This is a genomic window from Brevundimonas sp. GN22 (assembly GCF_054824005.1).
Map to the genome: position 1 here is coordinate 23,990 of NZ_JSYD01000183.1, position 22,183 is coordinate 46,172.

General features: G+C 61.8%; 22 protein-coding genes and 1 tRNA gene. 11 read left to right on the forward strand and 12 right to left on the reverse strand.

Annotated elements, in window-relative coordinates; all coding sequences use genetic code 11:
• Positions 1-29: 29 nt before the first annotated feature.
• From OB03_RS14825 to OB03_RS14845, 5 genes are all read right to left on the reverse strand, one after another.
• Positions 30-3,350: an error-prone DNA polymerase gene (locus OB03_RS14825; protein WP_461344679.1), complete on the reverse strand. Its 3,321-nt coding sequence runs from the start codon at positions 3,348-3,350 to the stop codon at positions 30-32.
• A complete protein-coding gene (locus OB03_RS14830) occupies positions 3,347-4,810 on the reverse strand; it encodes a Y-family DNA polymerase (RefSeq protein ID WP_461344680.1) in 1,464 nt (487 codons plus the stop codon). The genes OB03_RS14825 and OB03_RS14830 overlap by 4 nt, the downstream gene beginning before the upstream one ends.
• A gap of 7 nt (positions 4,811-4,817) precedes the next feature.
• Positions 4,818-5,594 (reverse strand): ImuA family protein, encoded by a 777-nt coding sequence (locus OB03_RS14835; RefSeq protein ID WP_461344681.1) that lies wholly within the window; start codon positions 5,592-5,594, stop codon positions 4,818-4,820.
• 235 nt (positions 5,595-5,829) lie between these two features.
• A tRNA-Ala gene (locus OB03_RS14840) sits at positions 5,830-5,905 on the reverse strand.
• Between the two features lie 124 nt (positions 5,906-6,029).
• Positions 6,030-6,491 carry a TIGR02300 family protein gene (locus OB03_RS14845; RefSeq protein WP_461344682.1) on the reverse strand — a complete coding sequence of 154 codons (462 nt, stop codon included), beginning with the start codon at positions 6,489-6,491 and terminating at the stop codon, positions 6,030-6,032.
• Between the two features lie 161 nt (positions 6,492-6,652).
• Here OB03_RS14845 and aroA point away from each other — a divergent pair, with 161 nt between their 5' ends.
• The 7 genes from aroA to mscL all read left to right on the forward strand — a co-directional run bounded on the left by aroA (position 6,653) and on the right by mscL (position 12,074).
• Positions 6,653-7,945, forward strand: coding sequence for a 3-phosphoshikimate 1-carboxyvinyltransferase (gene aroA / locus OB03_RS14850; protein WP_461344691.1), 1,293 nt, complete (start codon positions 6,653-6,655; stop codon positions 7,943-7,945).
• The gene (locus tag OB03_RS14855) at positions 7,942-8,217 is read left to right on the forward strand and encodes a hypothetical protein (RefSeq protein ID WP_461344683.1); all 276 of its coding nucleotides are present in this window, start codon (positions 7,942-7,944) and stop codon (positions 8,215-8,217) included. Before aroA ends, OB03_RS14855 begins: the two co-directional genes overlap by 4 nt.
• Positions 8,214-8,489, forward strand: coding sequence for a hypothetical protein (locus OB03_RS14860; RefSeq protein WP_461344684.1), 276 nt, complete (start codon positions 8,214-8,216; stop codon positions 8,487-8,489). The genes OB03_RS14855 and OB03_RS14860 overlap by 4 nt, the downstream gene beginning before the upstream one ends.
• Positions 8,490-8,493: 4 nt before the next feature.
• Positions 8,494-9,144 carry a (d)CMP kinase gene (cmk, locus tag OB03_RS14865; protein WP_461344692.1) on the forward strand — a complete coding sequence of 217 codons (651 nt, stop codon included), beginning with the start codon at positions 8,494-8,496 and terminating at the stop codon, positions 9,142-9,144.
• A gap of 225 nt (positions 9,145-9,369) precedes the next feature.
• On the forward strand, positions 9,370-11,067 hold the full coding sequence (gene rpsA, locus OB03_RS14870; RefSeq protein ID WP_242914435.1) for a 30S ribosomal protein S1: 1,698 nt from the start codon (positions 9,370-9,372) through the stop codon (positions 11,065-11,067).
• 238 nt (positions 11,068-11,305) lie between these two features.
• Positions 11,306-11,596 carry an integration host factor subunit beta gene (locus tag OB03_RS14875; RefSeq protein WP_242914436.1) on the forward strand — a complete coding sequence of 97 codons (291 nt, stop codon included), beginning with the start codon at positions 11,306-11,308 and terminating at the stop codon, positions 11,594-11,596.
• A 70-nt stretch (positions 11,597-11,666) separates the two neighbouring features.
• A complete protein-coding gene (gene mscL / locus OB03_RS14880) occupies positions 11,667-12,074 on the forward strand; it encodes a large-conductance mechanosensitive channel protein MscL (RefSeq protein ID WP_242914437.1) in 408 nt (135 codons plus the stop codon).
• Between the two features lie 92 nt (positions 12,075-12,166).
• Here mscL and OB03_RS14885 read toward each other — a convergent pair whose 3' ends face one another.
• The gene (locus OB03_RS14885; protein WP_242914846.1) at positions 12,167-12,721 is read right to left on the reverse strand and encodes a 3D domain-containing protein; all 555 of its coding nucleotides are present in this window, start codon (positions 12,719-12,721) and stop codon (positions 12,167-12,169) included.
• 418 nt (positions 12,722-13,139) lie between these two features.
• Between OB03_RS14885 and OB03_RS14890 the strand changes: the two genes are divergently transcribed.
• Positions 13,140-14,171 (forward strand): S1/P1 Nuclease, encoded by a 1,032-nt coding sequence (locus tag OB03_RS14890; RefSeq protein ID WP_461344685.1) that lies wholly within the window; start codon positions 13,140-13,142, stop codon positions 14,169-14,171.
• A gap of 74 nt (positions 14,172-14,245) precedes the next feature.
• Entirely contained in the window at positions 14,246-15,049 is an 804-nt protein-coding gene (locus tag OB03_RS14895; RefSeq protein WP_461344686.1) for an RNA methyltransferase, read from the forward strand.
• Positions 15,050-15,052: 3 nt separating this feature from the next.
• Here the strand turns inward: OB03_RS14895 and OB03_RS14900 are convergent, their stop codons facing one another.
• The 5 genes from OB03_RS14900 to ppa form a co-directional block, all read right to left on the reverse strand.
• Positions 15,053-16,222: a patatin-like phospholipase family protein gene (locus OB03_RS14900; RefSeq protein ID WP_242914440.1), complete on the reverse strand. Its 1,170-nt coding sequence runs from the start codon at positions 16,220-16,222 to the stop codon at positions 15,053-15,055.
• 42 nt (positions 16,223-16,264) lie between these two features.
• Positions 16,265-17,383: an acyl-CoA dehydrogenase family protein gene (locus OB03_RS14905; RefSeq protein ID WP_461344687.1), complete on the reverse strand. Its 1,119-nt coding sequence runs from the start codon at positions 17,381-17,383 to the stop codon at positions 16,265-16,267.
• Positions 17,384-17,386: 3 nt separating this feature from the next.
• Complete coding sequence (locus OB03_RS14910) at positions 17,387-18,580, reverse strand: acyl-CoA dehydrogenase family protein (RefSeq protein ID WP_242914442.1); 1,194 nt, start codon at positions 18,578-18,580, stop codon at positions 17,387-17,389.
• A gap of 102 nt (positions 18,581-18,682) precedes the next feature.
• Entirely contained in the window at positions 18,683-18,940 is a 258-nt protein-coding gene (locus OB03_RS14915) for an Lrp/AsnC family transcriptional regulator (protein WP_242914443.1), read from the reverse strand.
• Positions 18,941-19,054: 114 nt separating this feature from the next.
• Positions 19,055-19,597, reverse strand: coding sequence for an inorganic diphosphatase (gene ppa, locus OB03_RS14920; RefSeq protein WP_242914444.1), 543 nt, complete (start codon positions 19,595-19,597; stop codon positions 19,055-19,057).
• Between the two features lie 123 nt (positions 19,598-19,720).
• On the opposite strand from ppa, the gene OB03_RS14925 reads away from it, so the two are divergent.
• On the forward strand, positions 19,721-20,407 hold the full coding sequence (locus tag OB03_RS14925) for a DUF599 domain-containing protein (RefSeq protein WP_242914848.1): 687 nt from the start codon (positions 19,721-19,723) through the stop codon (positions 20,405-20,407).
• Positions 20,408-20,645: 238 nt separating this feature from the next.
• Here OB03_RS14925 and OB03_RS14930 read toward each other — a convergent pair whose 3' ends face one another.
• Positions 20,646-21,518 (reverse strand): N-formylglutamate amidohydrolase, encoded by an 873-nt coding sequence (locus OB03_RS14930; protein WP_461344688.1) that lies wholly within the window; start codon positions 21,516-21,518, stop codon positions 20,646-20,648.
• A 136-nt stretch (positions 21,519-21,654) separates the two neighbouring features.
• Between OB03_RS14930 and cpdR the strand changes: the two genes are divergently transcribed.
• Positions 21,655-22,011, forward strand: coding sequence for a cell cycle two-component system response regulator CpdR (cpdR, locus tag OB03_RS14935; RefSeq protein ID WP_242914446.1), 357 nt, complete (start codon positions 21,655-21,657; stop codon positions 22,009-22,011).
• Positions 22,012-22,183 lie beyond the last annotated feature (172 nt).

Sequence of the window (22,183 nt, forward strand, 5' to 3'; positions counted from 1 at the left end):
CGGTCGAGTCGGTAAAAAGGGGCAATCGGTCAGTGGAAGTCGCGCGAGCCGGGCAATAGGCGCACATTGCGTGGATGCTGGGGGTGAACGAACTCGTCGGCCCCTGATAGCTGCAGAACCGGTTCGTGATCTTCGGACAGGCGGTTCAGTTCGGGTGTGCGGTCCACCAGATGGGTGACCATAAGGTGGGTGACGCCCTCGATGCTTTTCTCGACCGTGCCGACGGCTTCCAACAGGCGTGCGGACATGACCACGCGGCGATAGGTCTCGAACGTCCGCTCCCACAGCACAAGGTTGGTCACGCCCGTCTCGTCTTCCAGCGTGATGAAAATGGCCTTGCCGTTGCCGGGCCGCTGTCTCACCAGCACCACGCCCGCCGTGCGTACACGCGAGCCGGAACGTTTGGCCTCGACGCCTTTGCACGGCAGCATTCCTTCCTTGGCAAAGACAGGCCGTAGGATTTGCATCGGGTGGGCCTTTAGGGACAGGCGCGTGGTCTGGTAGTCGGCGGCGACATGCTCGCCCTGTCCCATCTTCGGCAGATTGGCGTCTGCTTCCTCGCCCAGTTCGCGGGCATTGGCGGCGGCAAACAGCGGCAGGGGATCATCGTCGGGCAGGCGGCGCACGGCCCACAGCGCTTCGCGCCGGTCCATGTCCAGTGAGCCGAAGGCATCCGCATCGGCCAGCTTTCTCATTGCCGCCGCCGACAGACCTGTCCGCCGCATAAGGGGCTCCAGTCCGGTAAAGACTTCGATGCGGGCGGTGGTCAGAGCCTCGGCCCAGTCCTGACGGAAGCCGTCGATGTTGCGCATCCCCAGCCGCAGCGCCAGCGCATCGGGCGGCCCTTCCAGCGTATTGTCCCAGCGGGAATGGTTCACATCGATGGGGCGCACCTCCACCCCATGTTCGCGGGCATCGCGCACGATCTGGGCAGGAGCATAGAAACCCATCGGCTGGCTGTTCAACAGGGCGCAGGCGAAGGCTGCGGGATGGCGGCATTTGATATAGCTGGAGACATAGACCAGCTTGGCGAAACTGGCCGAATGGCTCTCGGGAAAGCCGTAGGAGCCAAAGCCCTTGATCTGTTCAAAGCAGCGCTGGGCGAAGTCGGGGTTATAGCCGCGCTCGATCATACGCCCGACCATGCGCGTCTCGTAGTTGCCGAGCGTGCCGTCGCCGCGGAACGTGCCCATGGCCTTGCGCAGGCCATTGGCCTCCTGCTCGCTGAAATTGCCGGCGACCATGGCGACCTTCATCGCCTGTTCCTGAAACAGCGGCACGCCCAGCGTCTTGCCGAGGATTTTCTTCAGTTCGTCCGGATCATGCGGCGGGGCAGGGCTGGCGTATTCCACCGCCTCCAAGCCATGACGGCGGCGAAGGTAAGGGTGGACCATGTCGCCCTGAATGGGACCGGGGCGCACGATGGCAACCTGAATAACGAGATCATAGAAGGTGCGCGGGCGCAGTCGCGGCAGCATGTTGATCTGGGCGCGGCTTTCCACCTGAAACACGCCGATGGAATCGCCACGGCACAGCATGTCGTAAACGTCGGCCTGTTCTGTCGGGACCGTGGCCAGTTCCAGCGCCTCGCCCTCGTGCTGGCGGATCAGTTCGAACGCCTTGCGGATACAGGTCAGCATCCCCAGCGCCAGCACATCGACCTTCATCAGGCCCAAGGCCTCGATGTCGTCCTTGTCCCATTCGATGAAGGTGCGCTCGGCCATGGCGGCATTACCGATGGGCACGACCTCGTCCAACCGCCCGTTGGTCAGGACAAAGCCGCCGACATGCTGGCTCAGGTGGCGCGGATAGCCGATCAGCCGCTCGGCCATGTCCACGGCGCGACGGATCATGGGGTTGTCGGGATCCAGCCCCGCTTCGGCGATGCGGTTGTCTGCGATCTCTTTGCCCCAGCTTCCCCATTGGGTGCCGGCGAGGCGCGCGGTGACATCCTCGGTCAGACCTAAGGCCTTGCCGACTTCGCGGATGGCGCTGCGCGGACGATAGCAGATGACCGTGGCCGCCAGACCTGCCCGCTCGCGGCCATAGCGTTCATAGATGTGCTGTATGATCTCTTCGCGCCGCTCGTGCTCGAAATCGACGTCGATATCGGGCGGCTCGTCGCGGCTGGCGGACATGAAGCGCTCGAACAGGACGTCGTGCTCGGCAGGGTCTACCGAGGTCATACCCAGCACATAACAGACCGCCGAGTTGGCTGCCGATCCGCGCCCTTGGCACAGTATGCCCTTCTGGCGGGCCACATGGACGATGTCGTGGATGGTCAGGAAATAGTTGGCCAGATCGCGCTCGCCGATAAAGGCCAGTTCCTTTTCGATCAGGTCGCGCACATGAGCAGGCGCGCCCAGCGGGTAACGCACCGGAAGGTGTTGTTCGACCAGTGCCCTCAGCCAGTCATTGGCGCTCCAGCCCTCGGGCACAGGCTCGTCCGGATATTCGTATTTCAGTTGCCCCAGATCGAACTGGCATCGTTCCAGCAGGGTCAGACTCTCGCGCAAAGCCTCGGGGTGATCGCTGAACAGGCGAGCCATTTCGGCAGGCGTTTTCAGATGCCGCTCGCCATTGGCGAGCAGGTGCTGACCTGCGCGCTCGATGCTGACGCCCTCGCGGATACAGGTCAGCACGTCTTGAAGATCGCGCTCGCTGCTGGAGTGATACAGTACATCATTGCATGCCAGCAGCGGGACGCCCGCACGTATCGCCATATCGTGCGAAGCGGCCAGCCGTCTGCGGTCGTGGCCGCGTCGATGCATGGTTGTACCCAGCCATACCGCCCCGTGACGCGCGTCATTCAGTTCGCCCAGCCAGTCGGTCGTTCCGCCCATGGCGATCAGCAATAGCCCCTCGGCATGGGCCATAAGGTCCGCCTTGGTCAGGATGGACTGACCCTTGGTCGCCCGTCGGGCCCCCAGTGTCAGCAGCCGCGTCAATCGCCCCCAGCCCGCCCGATCCTCGGCATAGGCCACCACATCGGACGTGCCGTCTGCGAACACCAGCCGCGCACCGGTCATCAGTTTGAAGTTCTCGGCGGTGGTGCGGATGCGCTCGGCAATACTCTCCTCGGTCTTGCTGTCCACATAGACGACCTCGCCCGGACTGCTGCCCAGACGTATACGCTCGGGCGGGACCCAGCCTTCGTTGCGCAGGGTTTTCAGCGCACTCCACGCCCGCACCACGCCTGCTGCGCTGTTTCGGTCGGCAAGGCCCAGCCCCGCCTGTCCGCACAGCAAGGACGACAGCACCAGATCCTTTGGATGCGACGCGCCGCGCAGGAAGGAAAAGTTGCTGGCGCAAACCGTTTCTGCATAGGCGATGGGCCTTGGGCCCGTCATGCGAACAGCCCGTGGACATACCAGCGCGGGGCAGGCTCCTCACCATAATGGCCTGCGCGGAACAGCCAGTAGCGGTGCCCCGTATCGTCCTCGACGCGGTAGTAATCGCGCACCCGATGGCGAGGGCGTCGCCACCACTCGCCCTCGATCCGCTCCGGCCCTTCGGCGCGGATGATGCGGCGCGTGACCCGTCGCCAGACGAAACGAGCGGGCGGACTGTCGGGGGCAAGAGCGATGGCCTCAATCGGCTGGGGCGGATTGAACAGGGTCATGGGCCGCTCCAACCCGTCGCGCTTTAGCTCGGGCCAGTCGTCGCCTTCATCGGCGCGGGCAGGGTGAAGCGCAGGGCGCAGAACGCAGGCCCGTTCCGGCAGATGCGAGCCTGTCGATTTCACCCGCATCACGGCCTGTGCGCCCAGACGGGTAGATAGGCGATCCGTCAGGTCCTCAAGACTCTCCCCCCGCCGCGCGGGTTCATCCAGTCGCACCTGCTGGGCCGCCAGTGTGACCAGATCGTCCACCTCCATCCGGAACTGGTCGAGGCCAAAGCCCGGATCGATCGGCGTGTCCAGCGCCTGCAGCCGCTCGTGGAACAGCCGCATCAGGGGCGCGACCTGACGCATGGCGCGGCCCGTGCGCACCGTCACTCGCCGCGTCCAGCCATCCAGCCGGAACACTGTCAGGGTAAAGGCGCGCCCGCCCTTGGCAGTTTGCTCCATCTGCTGTTCGGTATCGGCCAGCAGGTCGGCGATAATCCCCTCGACCGGATCAAGGTGCAGGATCGGCTCGGCCAGTCTGCGGTCCGCGACAATGGGGGCGGGCAGACGAACAGGCGTGATGCGGATGTCGATCCGCCCGATGGTCCGGTCCAGCACATGGCAAAAGTCCTCTCCAAAGCGGGCGGCCATGGCGGCGCGAGGGCGGGCGTCGACATCGGCCAACCTTTTCAGCCCCGCCCGTTTCAGCGCGGTGATCTCGCTGGCGGGTCGTTCCAATGCCTCGACGGCAAGTTTTCCGGCGGTGGTGCCGACATCGGTATCGCTCACAGCGCCTTCCGGCCCGAACCGGACCAAAGCGCGGGCGCTGTGCGGGGTGGGCGCAATCGCCAGCCGAACCTGCAATCGGGCGCGTTCGGCAAGGCGGCGCACGGCGGCCATCATCCCGTCCTCGCCGCCGAACAGGTGTGCGCATCCGGTGATGTCCAGCATCAGTCCGTGCGGATTGTCCCGCGCGACCAAGGGCGAGAAACGGCCAAAGCCATCGACCAGCCGCGCCATCAGTTCCTCGTCCGCGCGGGGCTCGCTGGGGACGGTGGTCAGTTCCGGTACCCGTGCATGGGCATCGGCCAGCGTCATACCGGAGGCCAAACCCGCCGCGATGGCGGCACGGTTCACCGCCGTCAGACGCAGGGCATTCGACTGCTTGGCCACACAGGCCACAGGTACATCAGCATCAGGCACATAGGCATCAGGCCGCGCGGATGATTGCCGATCGGTCGGCAGGAACGGAAACCAGACGGCCAGATACCTGCGGCGTGACGAAGATCCGCCGTTCACCATCCCACTCCATGATCCATTCGCCCGCCACGGGGCCGTTCTGTTTGCGTAAAAGTTCGAGTTTGAAGGCGGGAAGGCCGGGGGCTCCCGCCGAAAGGGGCTGTGCCGAGGACAGGGTGGGCGACACCTTCCATCGGCTCTGCGCGGCGCTGGCGCGTGGCTGGGCTCCGGCGCGGGCAATGAAGGCCGGCCGCCCGCCTTCGCTGGCCGCAAGGTTCAACCGTCGGCTGGCCGTCAGGGTAAAGGCCGGATTCTCGCCCCAACTGCTCAGGATCACCGCGCCAAAAGCCCCGCTGCGCAACGCATCCTCACCCACGCCCAGAAGGGCCGTGGCGCTGGAGGCTTCGATCAGCAAAAGCTGTGACGGCTCCAGTCCCCAGCCCTGCAATCCCGGTCCATAGGGCAGGCCCGTCTCGCCATTGCGCCGCCCCTCATACGCCCACAGGAACGGTCCCTTGGAGGCCCGCATCGCCATGCCTAGCGCCATGCCGTCAGCACACAGCACATCGCCGGCACTGGCATAAATTTCATGCACGGCCTCCAGCCCCAAAAGGCCTACGCGCTGGTCGAGCGCCGGCAGACCCACTCTAAAGCCGTCAGTTTCCTTACCGCGGACCCGCACGCCCGCACCCGCCCCCTTCAGGGACAGCCGCTCGCGCAGGCGCTGGATTTCGACGGAGGACGACATGATCGGGCGGTAGGAAATGTTCTCTAAATGTTCTCATTCCTATACCGCTGCACGGGGGAGGCGAGTCAAGCACTGCGCAAGGGAAGTGACTGGGTCTGTCAGGAGGAAATTGCGTGCAGACTACAGATTCCGCTCGGGGAATCTCGTTTCGAAAAAGACTCGAATTTCAAAAGATTGAAGGATCTCTGATCCAGAAATGGAAAACCCCTCGTCGCGGGTAACGACGAGGGGTTCATGGTGGAGCTTAGCGGGGTCGAACCGCTGACCTCTTGCATGCCATGCAAGCGCTCTACCAACTGAGCTAAAGCCCCAAACCTTTCGGTCGGTCCCGACGGTGCCTGTGGCCCCGTTGAGGTGGCGGAAACTAGGGAGTTCCGACCGGAAGGTCAAGCGGTTCTGAAAACTTTTTTCCGCTTAGTTTTCAGAACCTTGGTTTTACTCGTCGTCGAGCGAAGGCTTGGTCAGTTCGTCGTCTAGACCGTCGTCGTCTTCGTCTTCGATGAACGGCACGGAGTCGTCATCGTCGTCGAGAACATCGTCGTCGCCATCGGTGGTGCCCAGACCTGCGTCGTCGGCTACCGGATCGGCATCGTCGTCATCGTCCGGCGTCAGGATTGGTTCGTGACCTTCCTGATCGATTTCCGGAGTGGACGCTTCGATGTCCTCTTCCTCTTCTTCGTCACCGTCGACTGCCTTGTCGGCGACTTGATCTTCGGTGTCTTCATCGTCGGCCGCATAGCCCGCGCCGCGACGGACACGACGGCTCTTCAGAGCCTCCTCCATCGGGTCGAACTCGGTTTCGCACTTCGGGCAGCGTGCCGGGCGACGGTTCAGGTCGTAGAATTTGGCCTGGCAGCTCGGGCAGAGCTGCTTTTGGCCCAGTTCGGGATTAGCCACGGAATAAACCTTCGGCGGGAGTTGAGTTGATACTCGGGAAATCGGGCGGCTCCCTTGCCACCCGAAACGGCCACTGTCAAAAGCCTTATGTGGCGCGACTGCGTTACGTTTTCCAGATATTATCGGAGCCAAGTAGCCGGGTGACGACTTCTCAGACGTTTATTGCCTCCCCATGTGGCCCTCTTGAGGGTGTGGTCAAGGCCCCCGGTGACAAGTCAATCTCCCATAGAAGTCTGATCTTTGGCGGTCTTGCCGAAGGCGTGACCGAGATTGATGGCTTGCTGGAAGGCGAAGATATTCTGGCGACAGGGCGGGCGATGTCCTCGCTGGGCGCGACGGTTGAAAAACTTGACCAAGGTCGATGGAAAGTGATCGGAAAGGGTCGACTTCAGTCGCCGCAGGACCTGATCGACTGCGGCAACGCTGGAACCGGCGTGCGTCTGCTGATGGGGGCTGTGGCAGGCTATCCGATCACCGCGACCTTCGATGGAGATGTGTCGCTGCGCAAACGCCCGATGAAGCGCGTGACCGGCCCGCTGGCGCAAATGGGTGCCAAGTTCGACTGGAAACAGGACGAGGACCGCCTGCCGGTCGCTGTCAGCGGCGGTGAACTGGTTGCCATCGATTACACCCAAAGCGTGGCCTCGGCTCAGGTCAAATCGGCCATCTTGCTGGCGGCATTGAACGCGCAGGGCACGACCCGAGTGACCGAACCTGAAAAGAGCCGCGACCACACCGAGCGTATGCTGACGGCCTTCGGAGCCAAGGTCGAAGTTCAGGAGGTAGGCGAGGGCTGGATCATCTCGCTGGAAGGCGGACAACCTTTGCGCGGCACCAAGGTGTCTGTACCCGGCGATCCGTCCTCGGCAGCTTTCCCTCTGGCGGCAGCCCTTATTGTCGAAGGGTCGGAAGTCACGGTGGAGGGCGTCATGCTTAACCCGTTGCGTACCGGTCTGTTCGATACGTGGATCGAAATGGGCGCAGACCTGACGATCTCGAACCGCCGCACGTCTGGCGGCGAAGAGATTGCGGACATCACAGCACGTTATTCCAAGCTGAAGGGTGTGGTGGTGCCAGAGATGCGCGCCGCCGCCATGATCGACGAATATCCGATCCTTGCCGCTACTGCCGCCTTCGCCGAGGGCCAGACGGTCATGCGCGGCATTGGCGAGATGCGGGTCAAGGAAAGCGACCGTATCGCCTTAATGACGGCGGGCCTGAAGGCTTGCGGTGTCGAGGTCGAGGAAGAACCCGAAGGCTTCATTGTCACCGGAGGTCCGGTTAAGGGTGGAGCGACGATTGAAACGGCCCACGATCACCGCATCGCCATGAGCCATCTGGTGCTGGGGCTGGCAGCCGAGCATCCGGTGTCGGTTCTGGATCCGGAAATGATCGCTACCTCCTTCCCCGGTTTCGTCACCCTGATGAACGGACTGGGCGCGAAGATCGCATGAAGCACTGGCTGCCCCCGGAAGACACGCGTGCTGACCGGGTGCTGCAAATGATGGCCGTCGGGTTTGTGTGTTTGGCGGCATTTTTCGTTTTCACCGGTCTGGCCGATAGCGTTGACGGCGTCGTGAATACCCGTGCCGGCCGCGTGCTCCGCGCGGAAAGTCCGGATCTGTTCTGGAAAATGGTGCGAACAAGCTTTGGTTTCGGAGGGGCCATGATCGGGATATCGGCCCTGTGCGCACTGGGCGGGCGGGCGCTGCGGCCCAAGCCATGAGCAAAAATCGCACTCCGAACGGGTTTCGCGCCTTTAAGGACTTTATCGCCTCGGCGTTTCTGTTCTGGCTAACGTGGGTGTTCGGGAGCGGTGCGTTGGAAAGCATCCGGGATGGGCATTTCGCAGCGCGTTACAGCCGTGGGTTATTCCTTAGTGACAACCCTATTGCCTTTTGGTTCTGGAGCGGCTTTCTCGGGCTCGCAACAATCCTAGTCGGCGGCATGGCAGTTTTCTGTCTGTGGATCGCCGTCACCAACATCACCAGAAAGTAGAGCCCTGTCCCAGTCTCTCGTTATCGCCGTAGATGGTCCTGCCGCATCTGGCAAAGGCACTATCGCTTCACGTCTGGCCGATCACTACGGCCTGCCGTACCTCGATACGGGACTGCTTTATCGGGCCGTGGGCATGGGTGTGTTGGCACAGGGCGGTGATCTGGGTGACGAGGCTGTTGCCGGTCAGGTGGCCAAAGCGCTCGATCCATCGGGCTTGTCCGACGACGCCAGCCTTACAACGGGCGAAGCTGGCGAAGCTGCCAGCCGTGTGGCCAGCCATCCGTCCGTGCGTGCCGCGCTGCTGAAGCTCCAGCGCGATTTCGCGGCTCAAGCGGGCGGGGCAGTGCTGGACGGTCGTGACATCGGCACCGTGATTGTGCCGGATGCGCCAGCGAAACTGTTTGTGACAGCCTCTGCCGAAGTGCGCGCCGAGCGTCGTTGGAAACAGTTGACGGCGCGGGGTATCGAGATTTCCTACGAGGATATGCTGGCCGATATCCGCAAACGCGACGCCCGCGATGCCGGTCGCGATTCCGCGCCGATGGTCCAAGCGGACGACGCTATCTTGCTGGATACGACCGATATGGGTATAGAAGCGGCCTTCGATGCGGCCCGCCGCATTGTCGAGACAGCGCGAGCCAAGCACGGTCTCTGATCATCAAGGTCCGGATGTCCAGGATATCCCCGCCCGATCAGACCCATCGTCCTTAGTAATTTCAACGCACTGATCCTCGGCAGCCGTGGGCGTTACGGGTTTGATTCAAGCCGCCTAGGCGTGCGCCCCGTATCGTCCAACCTTCCGAAAACCGAATTCACCCCCTTCGCGTTCAGCTGCGTGCAGCCAGACGCAAAGACCCTTCCCATCAACCCCAAGAGTCATATGACCGAAACCTTTAACCCCACCCGCGATGATTTCGCCGCTCTGCTCGACGAACAACTGCAAGGCCGCGACCTTGGCGAAGGCCAAGTCGTTCACGGTCGCGTTGTCGGCATCGAAAAAGACATCGTCATCATCGACGTCGGCCTGAAGACCGAAGGCCGTATCGCCATGCGCGAATTCGGCCAAGGCGAAGGCGCTGTCCTGCCGAAGGTCGGCGACAACGTCGAAGTTTACCTGGAGCGCGTCGAGAACGCGATGGGTGAAGCCGTCATCAGCCGCGACAAAGCCCGTCGTGAAGAAGCCTGGACCCGTCTGGAAGCTGTCTTCGCTGAAGGCCAGCCGGTCAACGGTGCTATCGTCGGCCGCGTCAAGGGTGGTTTCACTGTTGATCTGGGCGGTGCTTCGGCCTTCCTGCCGGGTTCGCAAGTCGACATCCGTCCGGTTCGCGACGTCACCCCGCTGATGGGCAAAGAACAACCGTTCGCCATCCTGAAGATGGACCGTCCGCGCGGCAACATCGTTGTCTCGCGTCGTGCGATCCTGGAAGAAGCCCGCGCTGAACAGCGCACCGAACTGGTCGGCCAACTGGCCGAGGGTGAAATCCGCGAAGGCGTCGTCAAGAACATCACCGACTACGGTGCGTTCGTTGACCTGGGCGGTATCGACGGCCTGCTGCACGTCACCGACATGTCGTGGAAGCGCGTGTCGCACCCGTCGCAAGTTCTGGCTGTTGGCGACACCGTCAAGGTTCAGATCGTCAAGATCAACCCGGACACCCAACGTATCTCGCTGGGCATGAAGCAGCTGCAGTCGGATCCGTGGGATGGTGTTGAAGCCAAGTACCCGGTCGGTGCCAAGTACACCGGTCGCATCACCAACATCACTGACTACGGCGCATTCGTTGAGCTGGAAGCCGGTGTTGAAGGTCTGGTCCACGTTTCGGAAATGTCCTGGACCAAGAAGAACGTCCACCCGGGCAAGATCGTCTCCACCTCGCAAGAAGTGGACGTCATCGTTCTGGACGTCGACAGCGCCAAGCGCCGTATCTCGCTGGGCCTGAAGCAAGCTCAAGCCAACCCGTGGGAAGCCTTCGTTGAAGCTCACCCGATCGGCTCGACCGTTGAAGGTGAAGTGAAGAACGCCACCGAGTTCGGCCTGTTCATCGGCCTGGACAACGACATCGACGGCATGGTCCACCTGTCGGACCTGGACTGGAACGTGTCGGGCGAAGAAGCCATCCAACGCTACCGTAAGGGCGAGGTCATCAAGGCCAAGGTCCTCGACGTTGACGTTGAGAAGGAACGCGTCTCGCTGGGCGTCAAGCAACTGGGCGCTGACCCGATGGAAGGCGACGTCTACAAGCGTGGCCAACAAATCACCGTCACCGTTTCGGCAATCGAAACCGGCGGCATCGAAGTCAAGTTCGGTGAAGAAGACGCTCTGGTCACCGCCTTCATCCGCAAGTCGGACCTGTCGCGCGACCGTAACGAGCAACGTCCGGAACGCTTCAACGTCGGCGATCGTATCGACGCCATGATCACCACCGTCGACAAGGCTACCCGCCGCGTTTCGGTGTCGGTCAAGGCACTCGAAATGAAGGACGAACAAGAAGCTATCGAGCAGTTCGGTTCGTCGGACTCGGGCGCTTCGCTCGGCGACATCCTGGGCGCCGCTCTGAAGAACGCTTCGAAGGACTAATCCTTCGAAATGCAGCCTGAGCCGTAGCGCCTAGGCGCTATGACAAGGGATGAAGGGTGACCGGAGCGATCCGGTCACCCTTTTTCTTTGCCTGCCGCGGAAAAGGGTAATTCAGAGGTTAATCGCCGAAAATCGTTATGCGAGATGCTTTTTACCCCTTTCTTCCAAGGGCATCAGGTGTTTAGGTGTCATTCCGATGATGGCGATAACGCCGAAGAAGCACGGGCGGGGGCCTTGAATGATCAAGTCCGAACTGATCGAAAAGCTTGCAGCGGAAAACCTGCACCTCACACATGCGGAGGTCGAGCGGGTGGTTAATGTAATCCTTGGCCAGATGACGAATGCGCTCTCCGACGGTGGTCGTGTAGAGCTTCGCGGCTTCGGTGCCTTCTCGGTTCGCAGCCGCCCTGCACGATCGGGCCGCAATCCCCGCACGGGTGAAACTGTCGAAGTTCCGGCCAAGGCCGTGCCCTTTTTCAAGAGCGGCAAGGAACTTAGACTGCGCCTCAACGCTTCTGGGGACGCCTGATTTCCTTTAGGAAGTCCGGTGATTATCTTTAGGCGCGGCGATAGCCGTGTCTGACCCTAAGGAGAGCCCCATGAGCCTGGGTGGCGAATTCAAAGAATTTATTGCGCGCGGTAACGTCGTCGACCTGGCGGTCGGCGTGATCATCGGCGGCGCATTCGGCAAGATCGTCACCAGCTTGGTGGATCAGATTGTGATGCCGCCGATTGGCTGGCTGATCGGTGGCGTGGATTTCGCCAACCTCAAATACACCCTTCCGGTAAGCCCGTTGAATCCGACCGGTGAGCCGGCGGTGATTGAATACGGTGCCTTCATCAACACCTGCATCCAGTTCCTCATCGTGGCCTTCGTGATCTTCATGATGGTGAAGATGGTCAACAAACTGCGCCGCGAGCAGGCGGCAGAGCCGGAAGCCACTGCGCCCACGCCGACGGAGGCCCTGCTGGTCGAGATCCGCGACGAGCTGAAAAGGCGTCCATAAGGCGCGACTGGCCTTTCAGACATGAAAACGGCCACCGGAGGGATCCGGTGGCCGTTTTTCATTATCTGCCGTCTCTCAAGCGGGGAGGGCGCTTATTTGGAGGCGTTTTCCCAAGCGGGCGGACAACCGTCGAAGTCGCCTGCGTCAACTACAGTCAGCGTCTTCATGTTGAAAGGCATCGCCGGACGCATCGATTGGCGGCCGTGACCGGTGTAAAGGTCGATCTTGTTGCCACGGATCGCGCCACCGGTATCGGATGCGTACCAGTAACCGTCATGGACCGAGCCGTCCGGCATGCGCAGGCCGACCGTTTCACGAATAAACAGGCGGGTGCGGCGCGGGATAACGCGCGGGTCGGTTGCTACGGTGCGCATGGCGACCGGACGGCATCCCAGAGAATCGTTGCCGGTCGCTCCACCACCACCTGCATGATACAGGCGGATCGAGGCGCGCCAGTCGGGATCGGCTTCCATGTGGGTCTTTTGCTCGTCGGTCAGTGCAACTGCGACGGCGTCGGTTCCCGCTTCTGCGGCGGCTTCAACGATAGCGGCGTCTTGGGCGACGACAGCTTCGTATGGGACAGGTTCACTCGTACCGGCGAACGACATGGCCCAAAGGGCAGCCAGAGCGGCAACCGCATTTAACATGGAGGCATCATTTGGCAGCACCGACACCATTACCCCGTCGGCAGCGAGGCTTTTGACGGCAAATTGTGGCAAAATAGTGTTAGTTGAGATTAGCCATCGGTCGCATATGGATGAGGGCGGAATTGCGACAGCAACACCTGCAGTTGAGATAGCAAACCAGACCTGTTCGAATGCAGTATTTGTCCGATATGCTCATCTTCCACTCAACACGATGACGCAGATTTAATCAGATAACGGGTTCGTGAAACCTTTATTTGCAAGATTTTCATTCGTAAACGGCATTGATCTGTGCATACAGATTTCTTTAACCGGCGCGGATTGCGCCATTCCCCGTTCGTCAAACGGCGGAGCAGTGGCGGTAGGGCGATGAATGGAGTAGATCGGCACACGATTTCACCCTTTCCACCGGGAAAACGCCATGAAGCGATCCGCCAAACGTCTGATGATCTCCGCCGCCGCCTTTGCGCTGCTGGCGATTCCGGCCTCTCAGGTCATTGCATGGGGCGCATCGGGTCACCGCGTGATCGGTGTGATCGGCATGCAGACCCTGCCCGACACCCTGCCAGGCTTCCTGCGTACGCCGGGCGCGGCATCGGACGTCGGTGAGTATTCCCGCGAACCGGACCGCTGGAAGGGTGGCGGTCAGCCGCACGATCGCGAGCGCGACACTGCCCACTTCATCGACATGGACGATGAAGGCCGAGTGATGGACGAGCGCGGCATGCTTCTGGCTGAAATGCCGCGCCTGAAGTCCGAATATGACGCGGCCCTGACCCGTGCCGGTCTGGATGTCGATGATGCCGGCTATCTGCACTATGCCATCATTGATGCATGGCAGAACCTCGAGCGTGATTTTGCCTACTGGCGCGTGCTGAATGCCGCCGAGGCACGAGAGACCGATCTGGCCAAGCGCGAATGGTACCGCGCAGACCGCCTGCGCCGCGAGCAGCTTATCCTGCGCGATATCGGCCAGCTCAGCCACTATCTGGGCGATGCATCCCAGCCGCACCACACGACCATCCACTTCAATGGTTGGGCGGGTAAGACCAATCCTGAAGGCTTCACCAACTCGCGCCGCACCCACGGCACCTTCGAGGGGGCTTATGCGGCTCGCACCCTGAATCCGGTCACGGTCAAGTCGGCTATGTCTCCGCTGAACGTCGAGGGCTTTGATGTGAAGACCCGCACGGTATCCTTCCTGAACACCACCCTCAGCACGGTCATCCCCTTCTACCGTCTGGAGAAGGCCGGTGCGTTCCGCGATGCCGATCCGCGCGGTGCCGAGTTCCTGAACCAGCGTCTGTCGGCTGGTGCCGAACAGCTGCGCGACTTTACCGTCGCGGCCTGGAACGCCTCGGGCACATCGTCGGTCGGCTGGCCGGCTGTGAAGGTGGCCGAGGTCGAAGCGGGCTCGGTCGATCCGTGGATGTCCATGGTCGGCGAGGACTAAAAACTTACCGCTATTGGTCGCAATGGGCCGCTCCTGCCTTCGCAGGGGCGGCCTTCGCGTTTAAAGAGGCCGCCATGAGCGATAATGCACCCCGCGAACTTACCCCTCCCGTCGTCATCCTCGACCGTTCCCAGCTGGCCGACAACATCGGCTCGGTGGCCCGTGTCATGGCGAACTTCGGCCTGTCGGAACTGCGCCTTGTCAGTCCACGTGACGGCTGGCCACAGGAGCGTGCCTGGGCCACGGCATCGGGGGCAGACTGGGTGTTGGAAGGCATCAAGGTGTTCGATACGGTGGCGGACGCCATCCACGACCTGAACATTGTCTTCGCCACGACGGCGCGGCCGCGCGAGACGCGCCAGCCGGTGCGCACTCCGCGTGAAAGCGCGCGCATCCTCTATGACGAAACGGCATCGGGTCTGAAGTGCGGCTTGCTGTTTGGTGGGGAACGTTCGGGATTGGAGACCGGCGACATTGCGCTGTGTGCGGGTATCACCACCATTCCGATCGATCCGCGCCACCAGTCGCTTAATCTGGCTCAGGCCGTAGCGATCAATGCCTATGAGTGGCGCACGACGGTGATGGATGCTCCTCCGCCCAGCTTCCGCGAACAGGAAGCGCCTGCATCCGGCGATTTACTGATGGGTTTGTACGAGCATCTGGAAGCAGAGCTCGACAATGGTGGCTTCTTCCACCCGCCCGAGAAGAAACGCTCCATGAGCCAGAATCTGCGCGTCATGCTGGGCCGCGCCCAGTTCAGCGAGCAGGAAGTGGCGACCTTCCGCGGCGTGATCCATGCGCTGGCGCAGGGTCGTGGCCGCGTACTGGCGAAGATGGCCGCCAAGGCTGCTGCCGAGGCCTCTAAGAAGGAAGGCTGACGCCTAGCGGAAGCTGGGCAGGTTGAGCGCTTCGGCGAGGCGCTCCAGCCCCGTGGTCGGCACCTCGGTCGACCATAGCTCGCCCGATATGGCTCGCTTGCGGCCTTCGTTGAACAGAGCCTCCATCGCCGCTGTGTCAAAGTTCAGCAGATTGCTGGCACGGATCTCGTTGGGGATGGATGCGGTCTTGAGCGGAATGCCTTGCGCCGCGCACAGGGTGGTCGCGGTAATCAGCGACTGACGATAGGAAAACCGCAGCATGGCCTCGAAGCTGCGCGTCATCACGGCGGGCAGGTTCGGGGCGACAGGGCGTGGCTGCGGGTCCAGCATGGTGTTGACGATCACATGCACCCGCCCGCCCTTCAGCCGCCTGCCCAGCTTGTTCCAGCGCAACAGGCCGTCAGGCATAATGAAGAGCGGAGCCGAGACACCGCCATCGACATGCATTTCCTCAAAGGTGCAGCCGTCATATTCGGTGGTGATCCGGTGCGGACTGAAGATGCCCGGCAGGCTGGCCGAGGCCACCAGCACCTCACGGAACAGGTTCAGCGCCTTGTCGCCACCATGGCTGGCAATCGCGCCCATATCCCAGATGCAGCAGGCCTGATGGTCAAGGTCGGTGGTCGCCACCAACAGGCGTCGCCCGCGGGCATGCTGTTCGGCAATGGCTGCGATCAGGTCGGCATCGACAAAGGGTTCGATGAGGCTGTGAAGGGCATCCGATTTCAGCAAGCCGCCGCTGAACATCGGGGCCAGACGACGCGGGCTTAGCAACTGCCGTGCATGGCCGCCGGTGTAGGCGTCCTTCAGCTTGGCATCCCATTGCGGACCCAGAAAGGCGAGTGGGGCGATCAAGGCTCCGGTACTGACGCCGGTGACCAATGCGAACTCCGGTCGTGTGCCGGTTTCGGTCCAGCCGGTCATAGCTCCTGCGCCATAGGCCCCGCCTGCCGCGCCGCCGGACAGGGCCAGAATGTCGAACCGCCCCGACGTCCAGCCCGAGCGGGGCAGGGAAAGTCTGTCCGCAGCCGTCGCCAGCGAGGCTTCCGCCGCCGATACCGTCAGCCGGATGTCCTTGAACCCCTTCACCTCGGCATGGGCAACAGGGGCGCAGGGCAGGCGACGCCCGCGACGCGCACGAGCAGGCTGGGAAGGCTGCGGCAAATCACTCATGCCGACAGCCTTGCCCAGCCGTCCCGCGCTTAGCAAGTGCGCTTAATAACCGCGTGCGGTGGCCAGACGGTTCAGGTGATAGTGGCTGTCCCCAAGCGTCTCGTTCAGCACGCGGACCCGTTTCATGAACAGGCCGATGTCGAACTCGTCCGTCATGCCGACGCCCCCGTGCATCTGTACGCCTTCCTGCACCGCCAGTTCGGCGACGCGGCCGGCCTTGGCCTTGGCGATGGAGGTGGAGAGGTCAGCACCCCCCTTGCCTTCGTCGACGGCCTGGAGCGCCCCCAGCGTCGCCGCCTTGGTCAGTTCCAGTTCGGTATACAGGTGGGCGGCGCGGTGCTGCAGGGCTTGAAACTCGCCGATCAGCTTGCCGAACTGCTGGCGGGTTTTCAGGTATTCAACGGTGATGTGGAAGGCTTGGTCGCCTGCGCCATTCAAACTGGCCGCCGTGACGGCGCGGCCCAGCGATAGCGCCTTGTCGAGCGCTGCCTGTCCGCCCCCGACCTCGCCCAGTAGGGCATCGGCATCGACCTCGACGTTGGACAGGGTGATGCGGGCGGCGTTGTGGGCATCGACCATGACGGTGCGCTCGACCTTTACGCCCACCGTCTTCGGGTTGATCAGAAACAGGCTGAGGCCGTCATCGCCTTGGGCGGCGACGATCAGGGAATCGGCGATATGGCCGTCCAGAACCATAGCCTTGGCCCCGTCCAGCTTGAAGCCGTTGCCGCTGCGCTCATAGCGGGTGGTGAACTTGTGCGGGGCGTGTTTGGGGCCCTCATCGACGGCTAGCGAGACGATGGCCTCGCCCGCAGCAATCTTGGATAGCCAGAACTGCTGATCAGTGTTGCCCACCTCCTTCAACACCGTGGCCGACAGGACCGACGAGCCGAGGAAGGGCGAGGGCGTAAGGGTGCGGCCAAGGCTTTCGGCGATCACGCCCGCCTCGACGGCTCCAAGGCCCGAGCCGCCATGTTCCTCGCCAATGATCACACCGGCAAAGCCCATCTCGCCAAAGGCCCGCCACAGATCGCGCGAGACGCCATCGGCATCACGGCTGTCGCGCAACTGGCGCAAGTGTTTGATAGGCGCGTTCTCGCTCAGGAAGCCGTGCACGGCATCTTTCAGCATCACCTGCTCTTCAGTCAGGATCAAAGGCATGGCTTAAGCTCCCGGCAGGTTCAGCAGGTGTTTGGCGATGATGTTGAGCTGGACCTCGGTGGTCCCGCCCTCGATGGAGTTGGCCTTGGTACGCAGCCAGTTGCGGGCGGTGTCGCCATCATGTGAACGCTCGCCCTCCCACTCCAGCGCGTCATAGCCCCCTGCTGACATAAGCAGTTCAAAACGGCGCTTGTTCAGTTCCGAGCCATAGTATTTCAACACGGACGCCAGCGCCGGATGCGCCTGTCCGGCCTTCATACGGTCCACGGCGCTGTCCATCGCCAGCCTGAAGGCCGCGCCGTCCAGCTCCCATTCGGCGATGCGGGCGCGCAGCATGGGGTCATCCAGATGGCCCTGCTCGTCGGTGCCGATGCTATCGCGGGCAACCTCGCCCAGAGGGCGGCCCATGCCTTCGCCCATAGCGCCGATCATGGTGCGCTCGTGCGCCAGCAGATATTTGGCGACGTCCCAGCCACGGTTCAGTTCGCCCACGAGATTGGCTTTCTCGACGCGCACATTGTCGAAGAAGGTCTCGCAGAAAGGCGACTTGCCGGAGATGAGGGTGATGGGGCGGGTGGAGACGCCCGGCGTTTCCATGTCGAACAGCACAAAACTGATGCCGCGATGTTTGTTCGTCGGGTCGGTGCGGACGAGGCAGAAGATCCAGTCGGCCTTGTCAGCGTAGGAGGTCCAAATCTTCTGGCCGTTGACGATCCAGTGGTCGCCCCCATTATCTGGAGAAGGATCCTCGGCACGGGTTTGCAGCGAGGCGAGGTCGGAGCCCGAGCCCGGCTCGGAATAGCCCTGGCACCAGCGGATTTCGCCGCGCACAATCTGCGGCAGGAAATGCTTCTTCTGCTCTTCGGTGCCGAACGCCAGAAGCGCAGGGCCGAGCATCCAGATGCCGAAGCTGTTCAGCGCAGGCTGCGCCTTGATACGGCGCAGTTCGCTGGAGAGCACCTTGGCTTCGGCGCGCGACAGGCCGCCACCGCCGTATTCGGCCGGCCATTCCGGCGCGGTCCAGCCGCGCGATCCCATCCGCTCCATCCAGAGCTTGTGGGCGGGCGTCTTGAAGGTGGCCTTGCGGCCACCCCAAATCATATCGTTTTCGGATTCAATCGGCCCGCGCACTTCGGGCGGACAGTTTTCTTCCAGCCAGCTCCGCACCTCGGCGCGGAACGCTTCCAGATCGCTCATCGTGGTCGTTTCCCCTTGTTGGCGGCCTCTGGCGGGCCACCTTCGGGAACGACGTTATCACATGCGTTTCGATTGGCTACTGTCTAGGACGGCGTCCGTCGATCACCCCTTCGTGGGCAGGAAGGGCGAGAAGGTGATGACGGTATAGGTGTCGCGGATATTAGGACGGGTCTGGACCTGTTTGGTCACGAAGGTGCCGATGTCCATGTCCTTGGGCAGGTGGAATTTGGCCAGCAGATCATGATCACCCGAGATCGAATAAACCTCGCTGATGTGCTGAACGTTATCGACTAGATCGGCCGCTACATCATTGGCGAAGCCCAGCTCGCATTTGATGAAGACGAAGATGGCGGTCATCATGGTGGCAACACTCCTGAATGCTCCGCATGCCATAACGCGGGCGAGGGTAGGGGCCAAGAAAAAGGGCGCTGCGGTTACCCGCAACGCCCTTAAATCTTTAACCCGAGGCCGGTTTTACTTGGCGGCCAGCTTGGCTTGGTGTGCAGCCTGACCGGCAACGATCAGGTCAGCAGCTTCCTGAGCCGAGCCCCAACGGTCGATCTTCACGAACTTGCCTTTTTCGAGGTCTTTGTAGCGGGTGAAGAAGTGCTCGATCTGCTGCAGCTGGATTTCCGGCAGTTGTTCGTACGAGGTGACGTCCTTGTAGAACGGGGTCATCTTATCGACCGGCACGCACAGGATCTTTTCGTCGCGGCCAGCTTCGTCGGTCATGATCAGCACGCCGATCGGACGCGAGCGCAGAACGCTGCCAGCGACAACCGGATACGGACTCAGCACCAGCACGTCGCACGGGTCGCCATCGTCCGACAGGGTGTGCGGGATGAAGCCGTAGTTGGCCGGATAGACCATCGGGGTCGACAGGAAGCGGTCGACGTACAGAGCGCCCGATTCCTTATCCATCTCGTACTTGACCGGCGAGCCGCTGGCCGGGATTTCGATGATGGCGTTGACGTCCCACGGAGCGTCCTTACCGACCGGAATGGCGTCGATGTTCATGTTCGTGCTCTATTGCAGATGCGAAAGAAGTTGGCGGGCGTGATAAGCTTTGCGACGCCTTGGGGCAAGCGTCGGTTGGATTAAGTCGACGATGGTCCGGATGCCATAGCGGGTTTGAAGAATATGCAGTTGCTGGACTGGATTGCACTGATTGTCTTTTTGCTGGTGTGGATCGGCTATGATCCCCTGCTGAAAGTGATCGCCCGTCACGCGGGATCGCTAAACTCGGACATGCTGGTGGTGCGCGATGCGTGGATGCGCGCCATGACCGTGCGCCAGCTCCGGCTGGTGGACAGCCAGTTGATGGGCCACACCATGTCCTCGGCATCCTTCTTTGCCTCGACGAACCTGATCCTTATCGCCGCAGTGGCAGGGGTGTTGTTCGGGGGAGAAAGCGCGATACGCGGCATTATGGCCGTCAGTGCCGACGCGGCACCTGTACGTTTGCTGGAAGGCAAGCTGGCGCTGGTTCTTCTGACGCTCGCGCGCGGATTGCTCGATTTCGTCTGGGCCCTGCGACAGCTCAACTACACTGTCGCCCTGATCGGTGCCGCCCCGGAAATCGGTGACGAGGTTGATCGCGATGCGTTTGGCGTGACGGTGGGCAAGGTTCTCAATCCTGCGCTCGCGTCCTTCAATCGCGGGGTGCGCGGCTATTATTTCGCCTTAGCAGGTGCAGCGTGGTTGTTTGGTTCGGTCTGGCTGCTGCTCAGCGTCGTATCGGTGATGGCCTTGCTACTGTGGCGTCAGTCCGCCTCGCCCGCCGCACAGGCTGTGCGTGCCGCCAGACGTATGCTGGAAAATAAATAGCACCGATATATTGCGACCTTAGTCGCACGATTCATGCTGCAACGAGCATCGAGGCCCGCGGTTTCGGCATTTTGTGACAACTTCCGAAACACGCCGTGAAAGAAGGTCGCGAATCCGTGGTTGATATTTTGTGCGCTGCAACCTAAGTTGAGGTCTGACGCTTTTGAGCGTCTCGCCCTTCCTGGGCGTTTCCTCCCTATAGACTTTTATAGCCGCGCCGGTTTGGCGCGGCTTTTTTTTATCTGCGCACGCCTGTGTCGGCTTCGGCCATGGCGCAGAACTGTGCGATGACCCGTCTCAAAGCGGTTTCGCAGCGCTTCCAACCTGCCGCAGGAGTGTGTGAGCCCTCGTCCCAATACAGACGCCGGTTCACTTCGATCTGCACTGCGTGAAAACCATCCTCGGGCTGGCCCCAGAGCTGGGTCGCATAGCCGCCGGCATAGGGGCGGTTCAGACCCACGCGCCACCCCTGCGCTTCGAACAGAGCACGCAGGCTACGGGTCCACACCGAATCGCAACTTGAGCCATGACGGTCCCCGAGCACGATGTCCGGCCCGTTCGGACCTGTGGCGCGCCTGGGCATGGAATGCCAGTCGATCAACACAGCCCGACCGGCCTCTTTGCGCGCGTCGTGCATCAACCGGGTCAGTTGTCGATGATAGGGGCGATGAACCTTGTCCAGTCGCGCCTCGGCCTCCGCCAGGGTGAGCCGCCGTTGATACAGCGGCTCGCCATCGCCGCTGACCCGGTGCAACACGCCATAGCCCGCAATGGTTTTCGGGGTCGGTTGATCAAAGGGACAGTCGGCAATCAGCGCCGGATCAAGGTCGGTCTCGGCGCGATTCAGGTCGACATAGGCCCGCCCATAGCGCGCCAGCAATAGCGTGGCCCCTGCCGACATACCGCTAGCGATCAAACGATCCATTGCGGCGTCCTCGACCGACCGCAAGCGTGTCTCGTCGAGATCGGAGTGCATGTCTTCAGGATAGATTGACCCCGAATGCGGAGAGCAAAACACTAGACCGGTCACGCGATCCGTCGCGGGACGATGCACCTCGAAGGCATCACTGTCCCTTTGCAGGCCAGACGGAGTGAGGGAGGCGGCGTCCATACCTTCCTGTCTTAGAGCAATTCGATTTACGCGTCCTGAATGGTCGTAATTCGCGCGGTGGTGGCCTGACCTTCATTGCTGGTTTACACGTCGATGTTAGCTGAACTGCAACGACGACATCACCTCAGAGATTCTAATGGCGCGTATTCTTCTGGCCGAAGATGATTCCTCCCTTCGCGGTTTCCTGAAACGCGCATTGGAGCGGGCCGGGCATGACGTCATCGATTGCGAGAACGGCGACGACGCCATCGATGCGCTCGAAGTCCATCCATTTGATCTGCTGCTAACCGACATTGTTATGCCGGGCGCGGACGGCATCGAAGTGGCCCGCAATGCGAGTGCGCGCGATCCCGGAATGAAGATCATGTTCATTTCGGGATTTGCAGCCGTAGCCCTTACGGCGGCGCAGGCTTCGCCCCAAGCCAAGGTTCTGGCCAAGCCTGTGCATTTGAAGGACCTGGTCGACGAGGTCGATCGTATGATTGCAGCGTAATCTCAAAAATATCGGAAAAGGTTGAAAAAACCTCTTGCCGATTCCGTAAATCCGCGGCTATACGACGGGCCTTCCCGCCCACCAAGGCAACTTGGACGGGCCGCAGAACAGGCGGACGCGTAGCTCAGCGGGAGAGCACTACGTTGACATCGTAGGGGTCACAGGTTCAATC

Excerpts from the sequence above, each read along its gene's own strand:
- cpdR (WP_242914446.1), top strand. The coding sequence starts at position 21,655 with ATGGCGCGTATTCTTCTGGCCGAAGATGATTCCTCCCTTCGCGGTTTC.
- OB03_RS14905 (WP_461344687.1), bottom strand. The coding sequence starts at position 17,383 with ATGCCTTTGATCCTGACTGAAGAGCAGGTGATGCTGAAAGATGCCGTG.
- OB03_RS14860 (WP_461344684.1), top strand. The coding sequence starts at position 8,214 with ATGAGCAAAAATCGCACTCCGAACGGGTTTCGCGCCTTTAAGGACTTT.
- OB03_RS14910 (WP_242914442.1), bottom strand. The coding sequence starts at position 18,580 with ATGAGCGATCTGGAAGCGTTCCGCGCCGAGGTGCGGAGCTGGCTGGAA.
- rpsA (WP_242914435.1), top strand. The coding sequence starts at position 9,370 with ATGACCGAAACCTTTAACCCCACCCGCGATGATTTCGCCGCTCTGCTC.
- OB03_RS14875 (WP_242914436.1), top strand. The coding sequence starts at position 11,306 with ATGATCAAGTCCGAACTGATCGAAAAGCTTGCAGCGGAAAACCTGCAC.
- OB03_RS14825 (WP_461344679.1), bottom strand. The coding sequence starts at position 3,350 with ATGACGGGCCCAAGGCCCATCGCCTATGCAGAAACGGTTTGCGCCAGC.
- OB03_RS14900 (WP_242914440.1), bottom strand. The coding sequence starts at position 16,222 with ATGAGTGATTTGCCGCAGCCTTCCCAGCCTGCTCGTGCGCGTCGCGGG.
- OB03_RS14885 (WP_242914846.1), bottom strand. The coding sequence starts at position 12,721 with ATGTTAAATGCGGTTGCCGCTCTGGCTGCCCTTTGGGCCATGTCGTTC.
- OB03_RS14855 (WP_461344683.1), top strand. The coding sequence starts at position 7,942 with ATGAAGCACTGGCTGCCCCCGGAAGACACGCGTGCTGACCGGGTGCTG.
- OB03_RS14925 (WP_242914848.1), top strand. The coding sequence starts at position 19,721 with ATGCAGTTGCTGGACTGGATTGCACTGATTGTCTTTTTGCTGGTGTGG.
- OB03_RS14895 (WP_461344686.1), top strand. The coding sequence starts at position 14,246 with ATGAGCGATAATGCACCCCGCGAACTTACCCCTCCCGTCGTCATCCTC.
- mscL (WP_242914437.1), top strand. The coding sequence starts at position 11,667 with ATGAGCCTGGGTGGCGAATTCAAAGAATTTATTGCGCGCGGTAACGTC.
- OB03_RS14835 (WP_461344681.1), bottom strand. The coding sequence starts at position 5,594 with ATGTCGTCCTCCGTCGAAATCCAGCGCCTGCGCGAGCGGCTGTCCCTG.
- ppa (WP_242914444.1), bottom strand. The coding sequence starts at position 19,597 with ATGAACATCGACGCCATTCCGGTCGGTAAGGACGCTCCGTGGGACGTC.
- OB03_RS14930 (WP_461344688.1), bottom strand. The coding sequence starts at position 21,518 with ATGGACGCCGCCTCCCTCACTCCGTCTGGCCTGCAAAGGGACAGTGAT.
- OB03_RS14890 (WP_461344685.1), top strand. The coding sequence starts at position 13,140 with ATGAAGCGATCCGCCAAACGTCTGATGATCTCCGCCGCCGCCTTTGCG.
- OB03_RS14915 (WP_242914443.1), bottom strand. The coding sequence starts at position 18,940 with ATGATGACCGCCATCTTCGTCTTCATCAAATGCGAGCTGGGCTTCGCC.